Origin of the sequence: Halorubrum sp. Ib24, assembly GCF_002252745.1 — an archaeon.
Classification (GTDB): Archaea; Halobacteriota; Halobacteria; order Halobacteriales; family Haloferacaceae; genus Halorubrum.
In genome coordinates, this window is the sequence record NZ_NHOX01000028.1 from 1 (window position 1) to 13,472 (window position 13,472).

A 13,472-nucleotide genomic window follows, 5' to 3' on the forward strand; every position below is an offset into this window, starting at 1 on the left:
GATGATCGTTTCGGGCTTCATCGAGCCCATCACGGAGGAGCTGCCCATCGAGTACGCCGTCGAGCTCAACCGGCTCGTCGAACTCGAGATGGAGGGCTCGCTGGGGTAATCCGATGCCTGAGTGCGCCCACTGCGGAGCACACGTCTCACAACAATTTGTGACCGTGTTCGGGTTAGACGGTGGTGACGTAGTTGCCTGTCCAGCGTGTTCCGGTCGGGCACACATCGCAGAGACGATCGTGGACCGATACTAGTCTCAGACCATGGAACACTGCTTTGCGTGTGAGACCGACTACGGGTACCTCGGAACGGCCCCGCACGAAGGGTCCTGTCCAGCCTGTGGCTCGACTGCTGTCACTCCCGCAGGCGATCTCAGCGTCGTCGACACGACAACATGGGAGAGCGCGAACGGGCTCTCAACGGTCCACGTGACAGCGACTGACAACCTATCACGCCAGTTTGAATTTGTTATTGCGGCGCGGCGGGGACAAGGGAAACTCGTCTGTCTAGCGATCGATGAGGTAACCGTGCCCACTGAGACAGTGTGGTCAGTTCCATCTGCCGTTGCTACGAGAGTTACCGCGCATGGTATCAGGATCAGCGACTCAGCGCCGGCTCAGAGCTCACAATGAACAGTACTGGCCAGACACACAGTAGAACGCGTCTGTCCTGTCCCAGTCACGAGAGGTGATTTCCTCGTGATACAGACACGAGCGCATACCCCCGTCTTTAGGCGGGGGTCAAGCGGGCAATAGCCTACACATCCACCGACGACGCCACGTCTGGATTTCCCACGGTTCATCAGGAGTATTAACATGACGACGGAGCATAATGTACAGCACGGATGAAGACCACACGGCACGCGAGCTACGACCTCAACTAGCACATAGTGTGGTTGCCGAAGTACCGTCAGTCGGTACTCGTCAACGTGGTAAGTCATCGTCCGGGAGTTCAGTCAACAGTGACTCGACGTCCCTCTGCACCGCCACGAGGCGGTCGGTAAGCGAGCGGTACTCCTCGCTGGTCTCGAGTTCGGCCGGGCTTTTCACTGCTTCGAGCGTGTCCTGTCGCTCGATCTGCGAGAACAACTCCTGGAGCTTCTCGTCGTACTCGGCGCGGGCCAGCATCCGGTCGACCGTCTCGTGCAGCGCTGTGGCATCGACCGGTTTCTCGAGGTAGGCGTCGAATCCCATCTGGACGACGTCGAGGTCGGGGGTGACAGCCGAAACCATCGCGACCCGAGGGTTGACATCGGCATCCCGGATCGCCTCGAGAACTTCGCCCCCCGCGAGCCCGGGCATCATCCGATCTAGCAACACCACGTCCACGGTCTCGTCCAGCTGTTCGAGGGCTTCGGTCCCATCGTAGGCAGTCTCGACGTCGTAGCACCCCTCGAGCCACTCGGTATACAGGTCGGCCACGCTCCGGTCGTCCTCGACGACGAGGACGACTGCCCGGTTCGACTGCCCAGGTGTCATCTCGGCGTCTCGACAGACAGTTCGCTACCCACTGTTCGGCTGGCCGGCACCCGTAAACACACCTCCGTTCCGTCATCTGTCGTCTCGACCGACGCGTCACCGCCGGCCCCAGTCACGATCATCCGAACCATCCACAGACCGAGCCCCTGCCCGTGATTGAGCGGCGTCTCTTCGCCAGTCTCGATGCGCGTCAGAAAACCATAGGGGAGGTCAAAGTAGTCCCTGCTGGCTTCCAGAAGTTCCGAGAGTTTCTCCTCGAAGGTCAGTTCCGAGTCGGTCGTCGTCTCGTAAATCTCTCCGAGGAGGTCTTTCCTCGCTTCGAACTGTCTCTCGCGCTCCTTGCGTTCCGTGACGTCCTGCTGTATACCGATGTAGTTCTGTAGGACGTCGTCCTCGTCTCTCACCGGCGTGATCGAAATGCGATTCCAGTAGGCCGTTCCATCGCGCCGCTCGTTCCGGAGTTCGAGTGACGTCGGCTCCTCGGCGTCAATCGCCGCACGGAGTTGCGCCACCTGTTCGGAGTCGGTGTCTTCTCCCTGGAGGAATCGCGGATTGCGCCCGATCGCTTCCTCGCGAGTGTAGCCAGTCATCCGCTCGAACCCGTCGTTGACGTAGACCAGCGGATTATCCGCCTTCGTGGGATCGGTGATCTGGATCCCGACGTTGGCTTCGTCCATCGCCCGTTCTTTGAGTTCGAGTTCGCGCTCGCGGGCCTTCCGTGCTGAGATGTCCCTGATCACACAGATAATCACGACCACTTTTGAAGTACCCCGCCGCCGTCGGTGAAGCAGGAATGCTGCAATCGCCTCAGGACGGCGCTTCCACCAAGGGTAGAGCCACCAAGACCGGGCTCCGAGTTTGCTCTGGCTACCCTTAGCTGAGGTCGAGGCGATGGCGAAGAATAGAATTCGGTATAAGACTAATGACCTCAATCTATATTAAGACAAAGCCCGAACGGTGTTGTATGACCGAAGACGAATCGAACTCCGAGGGCCTGATTGAACGCCAGACCACGGGTGAGGACCGCGTGAGGATGACCGCCCGGCAACTGTCGGAGCCGCGGACAGTCAACTGGATCGCTTCCGAAGCGAGCTGGTCACACGAGCCGACCAAACGCGTCCTCGAACGGCTCGTCGACGATGGTATCCTCCACCGTGACGAAAGCGGTACTCACACGACGTACTACCCCGATTACCGGCGTCAGACGATGCAGGAGGCGATGCGCCTCCGGGACAGTGGACACACTGTCGAGGAGCTCACGGACCGTCTCGCCGACATGAAGGCGCAGATCCGCGACTTGGAGGACGAATTCGGCGTCGAGTCGCCGAACCAGCTTCGCGGCACGCTCGCTGAGGAGTCCCTCGATGCCGACGAAGAGGACCGTCGCCGTGAGATCGCCCGCGAGTGGGAGCATCTTCAACGGCGTATCCAGATCGTCGGCTTCGCCATCCGCGAATGGGACTTCCTCGCGCCGACGACAGAGCCCGCTGAGGCCAGCAGCTAACGAATGTCGGTTCCACATCCAGGTGGTGATCCGAACGCGAACCTCTACGCCCAGCTGAAGCGAGACGTCCTCGACCGTGTTCCACAGGTCACGGCCGTCGAGTACGTTCCTGACGATATCGAGGCAAAGCAGCTGCGGGCGATCTTCGATCCGGCCCGCCTGGATCCCCCGACAGGCCCCGATTCGCCGGAACTGACCGTCAAGTGGTATCGACAGGACCCACACGATTGGTTCCGTATCAATTACACCGACCCGAACACGAGCTTTCACGCCGACTGGCACCAGGACGAAGACCATCCCGATCTGGGACGGACGCACTTCCAGTACTCAGTCGCCGATACGGAGGACCGCTGGGGGATCACATTCGAACACGAGACTCCCTCTCTGATTCTCTGGGAAATGGTCGAAGAGCTCCTTGAGGACATTCGTCCGACCTACCAGTACGCTAACGAGGAACCATGACACCCCGAGAACGCGCTGATCAGTCACTCACGGGTTCCTTCGAGCGCTACCTCCAAGACAAGGGGAAAGGCCGCGGCGGCGACGGTGGGAACTATCGACGTAACGCTGCACGCGAGCTCGACCGGTTCGCCGAGTGGGCCGCCGGCGACCGCGGCGCCGACGACTGGACCGGGATCGTCCCCGACGACGTCGACCGCGAGCCGACCTTCGACGATCTCGACGAACGCGTCTTCCGGGAGTACGCCCGACATCTCGGCGGAGATCGGGGACTCAAGCAGAACACGATACAAACCTATTACCGCTATATCTCTGCGTGGTGTCACGAGCGGTGAGTGTGCTTTCCGTGACGCTCCAGTGGTTGGAGTCGAGATACTGTCGTTGGTAGCCATCCCCGGCTACAGGAAGCGCAAGTTCACATCGGACGCGACTCTCCGCCGTGGAGAGTGACACTGTATCGTCATCGAACAGCGTCATCGTTCGAGTGTTGTACGTTACCGTGGGTGCGGTAAACGTGGGCTTGCTGACCTGCTTGCCGTTCGAGCGGCGTTCGAGGCAGCCGGAGATGGCTTGTGCGGCTTGGTGGGTGGCGAGGATCGCGTGCTGACTCCGAGGTCGGTGTGTTCGCGCCGAGACTCCTTGTCCTCAGTACCGAGTTGCTGGTTGAACAGGGCGGTCGCTCGTTCGTACCCGCTGTAGCCGTCGAGTCGCTCTGTGTCGTCGGTTATCGCCCAATACGTCGCTTTATGTTCGACGAGATCGCGGTCCTTCAGTCTCGAGAGCGCAGTGCTGACCGCGCCCTCATCGAGACCGATCTGAGAGGCGATTTCGCGGGCCTTAAACGCGCGATCATCGTTGGCGGCGAGAAATCCGAGGACCTGATCCGGGACGGAAAGTTCCTCGAGTTCGTCCTCGCTCGCCTTCTCGAAGGTATCTCGGTCGATGGAAATCGTTGAGCAGAAATACGGTGTCAACCGTAATGAGAGTTAGGTGTGAAAGCCCCGAAAATTCTAAAGGCCGGGATTCCCTGCTTGTAGAAAGACGGCTCGAGGAAGTTCCCATGTCCGCCCGTCGATGGAGTGTAGACATCAACCACAAAGAATTTGTTTTGAGGATTGTATTTTTTGCCCGAACATGTATTGTTCCCGCCGCCGCGCCCTCCAACTGCTCGGCGCTTCCGCAGTTACGACCTCAACTGCCGGTTGTTTGAATTCAGGTAGTCTCGATGAGTACGCGCTTATTGCAGACGAACTGGACCTTTCGTCGGTCGGTCGGCCGTATCTAAAGCCCGACCTGACGGAGATCGAAGCTGTGACGCGAGTCGATTTTTCTGCCGAAATGAAAGCGCAGTACGTTTCGGAACTGTTTGATCAGGGCAGTGTTACTATCAAACAGTGGCCACTCGTAGGACGGGACGAGTGGGGAAGAGAGACGAAGCCGTACCCGACATTCTGCCAGCGAAACAATAGCTTCTATCACGTCCGGATTGCTGACGAACGGCGGCTTGAGCGTGAAGGATGGCATTTTGCAGTCGAGCGGACCGATGAAACGCCACCTGACGACGCGACAATTGAAACTCGTCCGTTCGATCTGTCAACACAAGACGAACGAGTGCTTGACGCAGCACTTGACGCGGTCTATGCTGGAAACGATGGATTCCTCGGTGATCCTGAATTCGACGAGTTGCAAACCGTGGAGTTCCATCACGGCCTCGATCCCGACGCTAGTGATCTTATCCCGTCGGCTCCGTTTGATTTTGTCGAGGTTAATGAAGCGTACTTCCGGCCAGTTACGGAGCAACGAAGGGTTCAGGTTCCAAAGTGGACGTATACCGTCACCGAAATCACACAGTCACGCAGCGAATTCGACGAGTACGCGAGAACCGAAATCGTCGAACACGACCTGAGGTCCAGCGGTCTCTCCGAGTCCGCACGGAGTGTAATTGACGACGCGATCAGCGAAGACCCGCGACGGTACGAGGAGGGAGCACCGCCCTCAGACGGTCTCTCCGAAGTCTTAGAGGCACTCAATATCGCCAGCGATCTTGAACCAATAGATAGCTACGAGGATCGAGTTGATTTTCGAAACGTCGTCGCCGAGTACCAAGACACAATCTATCGGTTTGACCTGATCGTGACGCCGTGACGCAGCGCGCACCCAATTCGATTACGCGAGTTGCCGGCGTCTACCAATCGAAGCGATAACGAGTGCGATCACTGCGGCGGTCAAATACCCGATCTGAATCGCAATAGATCCGGGGGCTTGCGTGGCACCGACGTAGTCGAGCAGCCCGAGTCCGTTCATCGGCCCGAGATACCACGCTACCAGATATCCGATCTCGAACAGGCTTGGGCGACCCGACCAGACGCCCGCGGCGAGAGCGGCCGCCGGGAGGAACAGCACCGCTGTGACCGCACCGACCAGCCCGATTGAACTCCCGACGAGAGCGTACCGAACGAGCGCGGGGCTGATCACGGCCGTTCCGACACTGACACCGGCAAGATACGAGACTGCCAACAGTCGAAGCGGGTTACTGGTGGCAAAAATCAGCTCCTGAGTCCTGTGTATCTGTTCGCGTGCTCCTGATTGTGACCACACTGGGAGCGGCAACAGCAACGCGATCGGAACCACGGTTGGTCGGAGAGATCCGAGAGGGGCGACAGTCGTACCAACGAGAGCGGCGATACAACCGACATACCAGTGTCGTCGCCGGCCCCGAAGTGCCATTTTCAGCTCAGCTATGAATGCCCGCTGCAGACGAAATCCGCTAGCCGTGACAGACGCGAGCGAGGGACCGCTGTCAGAACTTGAACGAGACATCTCGGTCAACTGAGTAGACGGCAGCTCGGCTGTTGCTTCAGCGTCTGATGATCCATGATCAAACAGCCCAAACGACCACGCTTGCGTATCGTCGAACCGGTCAAACGATAAGACACTCACGACGAGCAAGCCACCGATAATGACAAAGATTGGTAGACGCGAGACCAGAGCGGGGCCCACCGAAAGTCCGGCCCATCGGAACATCTCCATGCCGGTCGCAGTATCTGTGTACGCGAATGAACCGATTGGGCCCTCAAAACCCGGATACTGGCCAGCGATCGACGACGCCATACTCTGGCGCAACGCCACGAGGCCGGTCAGATCAACCGGGGACTCAGGTGGGATGCTACCGATAACGCCTGCAATCGCGAGCAAAAAGTAGAGGGCGGTCCCGCCAGTGCCTCGGAGAGGACCTAGCGTTTCGAAACAGACACCAGCGGCAGCCACGACTGCCATCGTCGGAAGTGTCAGTAAAATGAATGGGAGAGCCATATCGACCAGATTGAACGGGCCGGTTCCTTGGAGCAGAATTGACACGGCGGTCGCGCCGAACAGAAGCGTCGTGACCACAGCCAGGAGTGTGAAGTTACTCAGCCACTTTCCGACGAGGTAGCTACTGTTTGACAACGGTGCAGACGCTACGAATTCAGCGACATTCGTGGTACGATCATAGGCGATGCTGCCGTGAACGAGCGGATAGCCGAACAACAGCAACACCGTCGTCCCGATACCTGCGACCAACCCGCCGTACCACGCGGCTGTCGGAACACCGGTGTACGTATTGCCGACGACAAGCGTCGAATCGACGGTGACTAGCTTTGCAAAGTACGCCAACACGACCGGAATGACGACAAGCTTCGACGTGCGGGAGCGTTCTCGAAAATCTGCGAGTGCGACAGCGGCTGCATCACGAGACCAGCTCATGGCCGGGGGTGTCCTCCGACCGCATGCAGATAGGCATCTTCTAACGTTGGCGCAACGCTCTCGGCTTCGGGTGCTGGCGCTGTCTCACTGACCACGCGGACGCGAACGCCGTCTCTGCCGCGGGTGGCACTACTGATCGTGTAGTCGGCTCTGATGGCCTCGGTGCGCGACTGAGGAACGACCCACTCCCAGACCACACCATCGGCATCCGCAAGGAGGTCGGCCGGTTGGTCGTGAGCGAGGATTTCACCGCCATACAGCAGCGCGATGTCGCTGGCTGTCGCTTCGATATCAGAGACGACGTGGGTAGAAAGAATGACAATCCGCTCGTCCGCGAGATCGGCCAAGACGTTACGGAATCGCACGCGTTCTTCGGGGTCAAGTCCAACTGTTGGTTCGTCTACGACGAGCAGATCCGGATCGGCTAGGAGCGCCTGTGCAATTCCAACGCGCTGGCGCATACCGCCAGAGAACTCACCGAGGCGTTGCTCTCGGGCCCCAGAGAGGTTAACCAGTTCCAGCAAGTCGTCGATACGGGCTTCAGCGTTACCGACTCCGCGAATCGCAGCGAGATACGAGAGGAACTCACCGGCAGTCAAATTCGGATACACGCCGAACGACTGCGGGAGGTACCCGACAATGCTGCGAATTGCTTGTGGAACCTTTGTTGTATCCGTGTCGTTCCAGTAGACTGCACCTTCTGTAGGCTCAATAACGGTCGTAATGAGCCGCATGAGTGTCGACTTTCCTGCACCGTTCGGTCCGAGTAGTCCGATAACTCCGGGTTCAAACGTGAGATCTATCCCGTGGACGGCCCAGGTGTCTCCGTAGCGCTTCCCCAAGTTCTCGACAGAAAGCGTGTTCATTTGTATGCCAAAACCGTGAGTTCTGTCTCGGAATTTGTGCTTGTGGAATCACTACTGAAGCTTAGACATCCCGTTAAGCCAGTGGTCCCACCGATGAATCTACCCGCAAGCAACCGCCGATACTGGTGGACGGAATTAATCATACGAAGGCTTCGTCACAATCATGCAAAGTGGTTCTCGAAGCTCAAAGATGCGTTTGAGTGAATCCCCTGGTGGAGTAGCATTCTTTAGACTATGCACGTTCAATGATTTCACTCCTGATCAGTTTGCGAGTGAGTGTTTTCAGCACCGGCTTCTCGCCCCCCACGGAGTTTTCAGCTCTCGGTGTCCACTGCGTAATACGGTGATCGATATCAAGAGAGCCATCCCGCCAACGGATGTAGCCTACAAGCAATAGCCCACCGACGGCTGCGAAAAGCATCCTGAGGATCCCCTCTTCGCCGATCCAGACTGTCGGCCCGCTAACATTGAGAACAAAAACTTCGGGAGTCTGCTGTGAGACTCCGAGACCGAATACGGCACTCATACTGAAATTATAGAACACGTGAAATCCCATCGGAAGAGCGAGGTGCCCTGTTAGAACATACACACAGCCGAAAATAAGCCCAGCCAGCAAGTAATAGCTGTAGCCACCGGGTCCAGTAACCTTGCCGCTGTGCATGAACGCGAAGATGCCAGTGCTGATGAGGAGGGCGATGCCGACGGCAACCCATCGTGGAACGTATCCATCGGCACCTTCGGCGAGGTTTTTCAGCATCGCTCCTCGGAAAATGAACTCTTCCCACGATGCCAGGACGCCGGTATATGCGAGCACCAAAAGCATCGCTGACAGGAACGGGAGGGAATCGGACCCTTGAAAGAATCCGGTTACGGTTGCCCATCCGACAGCAATCGCGATGAGCAACGTTCCGGCATTGATTACAATCCCGATGAACCCACCAACGGCGAACGATCGTAGCCATTCGCTGTCTAACGCTAGCCCGTACTCTGCTGCCGGTCGACGGTCAAACAGTCGTGCTCCGAGTAGCACAGCTGCGACGAGGACCACGGCCATCAGGCTGAATTCGAGCACCTCTCGTAGTGGGTGTTCGAACCGACCTCGGACGACTGTCACAACAACTCCGAAGGCGAGAAACGTCATCACGAGTGGCAGCAGCGCACGTAGCGGTGCGCGGAGCCGTTTCGAATCGTGATTCCAAACTGGGCTGGTGAGAATTCGCCACCCCTGTTGCAGTCGATTCGGTACCGTTCGATCAAGTGTCGTTTGTAACGACATATTCACACCAAGGGGCACAGTAGACGTATCACCACAGGCACGGCTTCCAACTCAGAAGTCGTAGCAGGCTTTTTACTATTACCCGGATCTGGGATGTGTATGGATGAGGACGAGGATGCCGTCTTGGCGGTACTCGACGACGAGTACGCGCGAGCGATCCTCGCTCACCTCACAATTGAACCGATGTCAGCCGATGAACTCTGTGCAGCCTGTGACATGTCTGATGCGACGGCGTACCGCCGTCTCAACCGGTTACAAGAAGCAGAGCTGGTGGCTGAACAGCAGGAACTTGACCCCGACGGACATCACTACAAGCGGTATACAGCTACGGTTGAGACAGTCACGGTCACGTTCGCTGATGGGAGCTGCGAAGTAGCAGTGACGCGCTCGGCAACCGACCCTGCCGACCGCTTCACAGATCTATTCGAGGGGTTGTCCTGATATGCCCCTCTTACAGTTGGAGGCAGCTGGAACAGACCCGTTCATCGCACTCGGTGTACTCGTTCTTTCTGTGGTCTCTGTAGTGCTGTCACTGACTATTACCGTCGTTCTAATTCGTGGTTACCGTCAAGGACCGGCTCACCGCGGAATGCTCTGGCTCGCGGTGGGACTCATCTTCCTGATTACGGTGCCCGAGGTGCTCCGTGTCGGGTTGCCCACGGCGACCGATATTGGGACCGTCGGTCGGTCGATACTCGTCAGTGGCTGTGAGCTATTTGGATTAGGTACGATCCTGTGGATCGTGTACAGAGGTGAGATGCGGTGATCGTAGCGAGTGTGCTAGCAATGGAACCGTTCAGTGTGGTGTCGATCACCCGTAGCGTGACTGCTCTCGTTGGATTGTTTGTCGCTACGCTGGCCTATCGGGGATACCAACGAAACAGTTCTCCAAAGATGCGGGCGTTAGCCATCGGTATCGGTCTGCTAACGGCAGGGGTGTACGTGGCTGTTATGCTGGCTGACCTGACTGGCGGGGCGAATGGGATTGTCTTGCTCGTACGGGGTCTCGTGACGGTTATCGGCCTGAGTGTCGTACTGTACGCGATTACCGTGGCATAGCGACTCTGTAGAATGCGATAATCCAGATATTCACTCGTCCAGCTCTGCTGAGATCCTCAGAGGTGGCTCTGTTGAAATGTTTAAGTTCTTATATGATCGCCGTGCGAGATACAGAGGTTGCATGCAGCAGTTGATCGTTATTTGTTTCACCTCGTCAGCGTCAAAATAACCGTCAGATGAATGTGCGAACTGAACACCCGAAGAGATTTTTCCGGGGGAAGGGACGATACGAGTATGAATGTAACTAAGCGACAGGTCGCTGTGATCCCGTTCGTCCTTTTTTCAGCTGTTGTCGGTGCTGTACATCGTGTTCAGATGAGCTGATTCCATGCGAAGCTGAACGAACTGAGCCAGTCGTTCGGCGTTTTCTGCTTCGGCGTTGCTGAAACGGTTTGAGAAACAGATAGTTCGGCGTTTTATTTCTCTGAAGATACGTTCGACAGCGTTCCGATTTCCATGTTTCTCGTATCTGAAATCGAAGCCGTGGCGGTGACGCGCAGCTTGTAACGAGTGCGATCCATCGACGAGAAACACGGCGTCGGAGACGTCGTGTTTCTCGGAAAGTTCCGTGAGAAACGAATGAGCGAGAACCTTCGTTGTCGTCGGTTCAAGCTTTGTATGGAGTAATTCGTTTGTCTCGGGATCGACGGCAGCATACAGCCAATATTGCTCATCGTTGAGTCGGATCACAGTCTCGTCAACCGCAACGTGATCCGGACACCGACCAGCTTCGGGCTGTAAATCGGCCTTGTGAACCCCAATTATGAACGGTTGACCGAGCACGTTTGACACCGAATATCCCAAGAATAGAGACTGTATTTGAAAGTGATAGGCCAGCAAGATGAAACTGAATACCGAGTTTCATGAGCAATCTCGGTGTCGCTTGCCGTTCCACAAAACCTAATTCGATCTGGTCGATACTACCAGTGAGGCGTGTGTTTTCGGGCATGAACCACTCAGAAAACACACCGCCTCACTATTCATCTTTATCTGAACACCACCCCGAAATAGGGGATAGTCGTGATGTCGACCGCACGGTAACCGGCCGACGGAACGATGCTTCGGATTCGATGACCGCGAGCAGCCGATCGGCCACTGTATCGAATCCATCGATCAGCTCCCCTGGCGTGAACTGTTTGATCGTTCTAAGATGCGTATCGCCGTGTGGACTGCTGTCCGAACCGTGTCGATACTGAAACCGAGCCGCTCCTTGCGGTGTCCCGCAGTTGACCATTCACATGAACGTCTGTAATTCGAAGAACTGCGTGTCTTCGTAGGTCGTGTTCGCAGCGCGACCGGAATCAAACTCATCGAAGCCGTGATCACGAGTGAGTCGAGTCGTCCGGTAGATTTGCTTGTCGGAGAATTCACAGCCAGCCGTCTCATCATCAGTGGAGAGGTCCACTTCGTCGACGATCTCTGCTTTCGACCGGACAGCGGGAGCTGAAAACTCGCGGTCGTGAGATTGTTTGATGACGAAGTGCGCAGCAACCTGGACGAACTCCCGAACGCCGTCGTCGAAGCGTTTCCGCCACGTACGGGACAACACGGATTCATCGGGGATGTGTTCCAAATCGAGTGGTTCGGCAAGTTCTTGATACCGAGCCAGCGCTCGATAGCTCTCACCTGTTGCCTCTCGGTAGATGGGGAGCCGAACCATTCCGAGAAAGGAGTGTGGAGCAGGGTGCCACTCTGGATAGCTATCGCTGAGGTATTCCGTCTGGATTGAACTATCTACAACGCTCAATAGCAGGGAGTCACCGTCTCGCAGCCGTTCAGTGATTTCGATTCCTGTGTTTTAGGCGTCGGTCATCCGGCAGGCACGGTCCGAGAGCGGGTCCAGCGTCTCCGACATTGATGCGCGCTTGTGTCGGCAGCATAGAGGTGGTCGCAGTCTCGCCTGCACCAGCACCTTTCCTCAATAGAGACGCTCAGTATAGGCTTCGCAGGGCAGCGCAGAACCACCGGATTGAAGCGATTGGTCGTGAAAGCCAGTAACATATCCGAACAGATCAATGAGTGACCCAGATCAGCCGCCACCGCCTGACCGCCTGACTACTCTTCTCGAGGAACAAGATCATAAAGGGACAGTGGGGTGTCTCGACCGACTCGGCGCAGCTGATACTGAGACCCGTAAGCGTGCGTTGAGAGCGGTTCGGGACGCCGCTGAAGACCTGCCACTCTCCTTTGAAGAGCTCACTAACCCGCTTTCCACCTTCCTGACCGATGATGATCGAGCAGTCAGATTGACGACCGCGAAGCTGTTCGTCACGCTCGCGCAGTCCGAACCGGCAGCCGTCCTGCCTGCCGTCGACGCACTCGCCGAGCGGTTGGCCGACGACGAGGAGTTCTACTATGTCCGTGCTAGGAGTGCCGAAGCACTCGGCTACGTCGCAGTCGAGTCACTCGAGGAAGTCACTGATCCAGAGACGCTGGCCGACCTCCGCATCGGACTGGAGTTCGACGAACCCGAGGTCAAAGAGAAACTCGCGAAGGCGCTGGCGTACGTCGCGCTCGGCGATCCGGCTCGACTCCGCCACCAGGTCGACTCGCTGGCCGAGCACCTCGGCGATGAAAACGAACTCGTCCGGTATCACCTCTGTACGGCATTGGTGGTCGTCGGGTGTGAGTATCCAGAAAAGCTTGCCGAGGCGGCGGAACCGCTCCAAGGGCGACTCGGTGATGAGGACCCGTACGTGCAGGGGCGGGCGGCCGAAGCGCTTGGACTACTCGCAGCGTCAGAGCCCGGAGTCGAGTCGGGGCCTGACCTCGATGATGTCGAGGCCAAGCACGAGGACCCACCGACCTTCCTGACCGACCGGCTAGAGTTCTGTCGGCGGCAGTTAGCCACCGAAAGATCTGGCGGGACTCCCGATGGAGTCGGCACGATCGAGTCGATTCGAGACGGGACGGACGAAGTAGTCGAAGAAATGAACGCCCTTGACGGCGACGCATGTCCGCACTGCGGACTCGATCTGCCGAAGAGTGGGCCGCCGATGTGTCCGCGGTGCGGTACTCCTCGCTGACATTTTTTCGCCGGCCTAAAATTCGGAACGTTTTTCAATGTTTAGGTGGGCCTAAAAAAT

Annotated in this window: 12 protein-coding genes and 3 pseudogenes; 7 read left to right on the forward strand and 8 right to left on the reverse strand. The window is 57.4% G+C overall.

What is annotated here, in order from left to right; translation table 11 throughout:
• Positions 1-844 precede the first annotated feature (844 nt).
• Positions 845-943, forward strand: a pseudogene (locus tag DJ82_RS14515) (IS200/IS605 family transposase); the annotation flags it as partial.
• On the opposite strand, the gene DJ82_RS07045 reads toward DJ82_RS14515, so the two are convergent.
• Both DJ82_RS07045 and DJ82_RS07050 read right to left on the reverse strand, forming a co-directional pair.
• Positions 924-1,478, reverse strand: a complete 555-nt coding sequence (locus tag DJ82_RS07045) for a response regulator (protein WP_094524366.1) — start codon at positions 1,476-1,478, stop codon at positions 924-926. The pseudogene DJ82_RS14515 and the gene DJ82_RS07045 sit on opposite strands and share 20 nt — an antisense overlap.
• The gene (locus DJ82_RS07050; RefSeq protein WP_198948032.1) at positions 1,475-2,218 is read right to left on the reverse strand and encodes an ATP-binding protein; all 744 of its coding nucleotides are present in this window, start codon (positions 2,216-2,218) and stop codon (positions 1,475-1,477) included. Before DJ82_RS07050 ends, DJ82_RS07045 begins: the two co-directional genes overlap by 4 nt.
• A gap of 182 nt (positions 2,219-2,400) precedes the next feature.
• Between DJ82_RS07050 and DJ82_RS07055 the strand changes: the two genes are divergently transcribed.
• The 3 genes and pseudogenes from DJ82_RS07055 to DJ82_RS07065 form a co-directional block, all read left to right on the forward strand.
• Positions 2,401-2,982: a hypothetical protein gene (locus DJ82_RS07055; RefSeq protein ID WP_094524367.1), complete on the forward strand. Its 582-nt coding sequence runs from the start codon at positions 2,401-2,403 to the stop codon at positions 2,980-2,982.
• Between the two features lie 3 nt (positions 2,983-2,985).
• On the forward strand, positions 2,986-3,444 hold the full coding sequence (locus DJ82_RS07060) for a hypothetical protein (protein WP_094524368.1): 459 nt from the start codon (positions 2,986-2,988) through the stop codon (positions 3,442-3,444).
• A pseudogene (locus tag DJ82_RS07065) lies at positions 3,441-3,764 on the forward strand (site-specific integrase); the annotation flags it as partial. The gene DJ82_RS07060 and the pseudogene DJ82_RS07065, both read left to right, overlap by 4 nt.
• Positions 3,765-3,935: 171 nt before the next feature.
• Here the strand turns inward: DJ82_RS07065 and DJ82_RS14520 are convergent.
• Complete coding sequence (locus DJ82_RS14520; protein WP_394338191.1) at positions 3,936-4,391, reverse strand: MarR family transcriptional regulator; 456 nt, start codon at positions 4,389-4,391, stop codon at positions 3,936-3,938.
• Between the two features lie 184 nt (positions 4,392-4,575).
• Between DJ82_RS14520 and DJ82_RS07075 the strand changes: the two genes are divergently transcribed.
• Complete coding sequence (locus DJ82_RS07075) at positions 4,576-5,586, forward strand: hypothetical protein (protein ID WP_094581435.1); 1,011 nt, start codon at positions 4,576-4,578, stop codon at positions 5,584-5,586.
• A 21-nt stretch (positions 5,587-5,607) separates the two neighbouring features.
• Here DJ82_RS07075 and DJ82_RS07080 read toward each other — a convergent pair whose 3' ends face one another.
• The 3 genes from DJ82_RS07080 to DJ82_RS07090 form a co-directional block, all read right to left on the reverse strand.
• Complete coding sequence (locus tag DJ82_RS07080; protein WP_094581436.1) at positions 5,608-7,185, reverse strand: ABC transporter permease; 1,578 nt, start codon at positions 7,183-7,185, stop codon at positions 5,608-5,610.
• Positions 7,182-8,051, reverse strand: coding sequence for an ABC transporter ATP-binding protein (locus tag DJ82_RS07085; protein ID WP_094524372.1), 870 nt, complete (start codon positions 8,049-8,051; stop codon positions 7,182-7,184). The genes DJ82_RS07080 and DJ82_RS07085 overlap by 4 nt, the downstream gene beginning before the upstream one ends.
• Positions 8,052-8,283: 232 nt before the next feature.
• Positions 8,284-9,192: a CPBP family intramembrane glutamic endopeptidase gene (locus DJ82_RS07090; RefSeq protein WP_241881454.1), complete on the reverse strand. Its 909-nt coding sequence runs from the start codon at positions 9,190-9,192 to the stop codon at positions 8,284-8,286.
• Between the two features lie 228 nt (positions 9,193-9,420).
• Between DJ82_RS07090 and DJ82_RS07095 the strand changes: the two genes are divergently transcribed.
• A complete protein-coding gene (locus DJ82_RS07095; RefSeq protein WP_394338190.1) occupies positions 9,421-9,768 on the forward strand; it encodes a helix-turn-helix domain-containing protein in 348 nt (115 codons plus the stop codon).
• Positions 9,769-10,697: 929 nt separating this feature from the next.
• Here the strand turns inward: DJ82_RS07095 and DJ82_RS07110 are convergent.
• Together DJ82_RS07110 and DJ82_RS14965 are read right to left on the reverse strand one after the other, a co-directional pair.
• Positions 10,698-11,335 (reverse strand): annotated as a pseudogene (locus tag DJ82_RS07110) (IS6 family transposase).
• A gap of 285 nt (positions 11,336-11,620) precedes the next feature.
• The gene (locus tag DJ82_RS14965; RefSeq protein WP_198948033.1) at positions 11,621-12,133 is read right to left on the reverse strand and encodes a hypothetical protein; all 513 of its coding nucleotides are present in this window, start codon (positions 12,131-12,133) and stop codon (positions 11,621-11,623) included.
• Positions 12,134-12,401: 268 nt separating this feature from the next.
• On the opposite strand from DJ82_RS14965, the gene DJ82_RS07120 reads away from it, so the two are divergent.
• On the forward strand, positions 12,402-13,412 hold the full coding sequence (locus DJ82_RS07120) for a HEAT repeat domain-containing protein (protein WP_094557053.1): 1,011 nt from the start codon (positions 12,402-12,404) through the stop codon (positions 13,410-13,412).
• Positions 13,413-13,472: the final 60 nt, after the last annotated feature.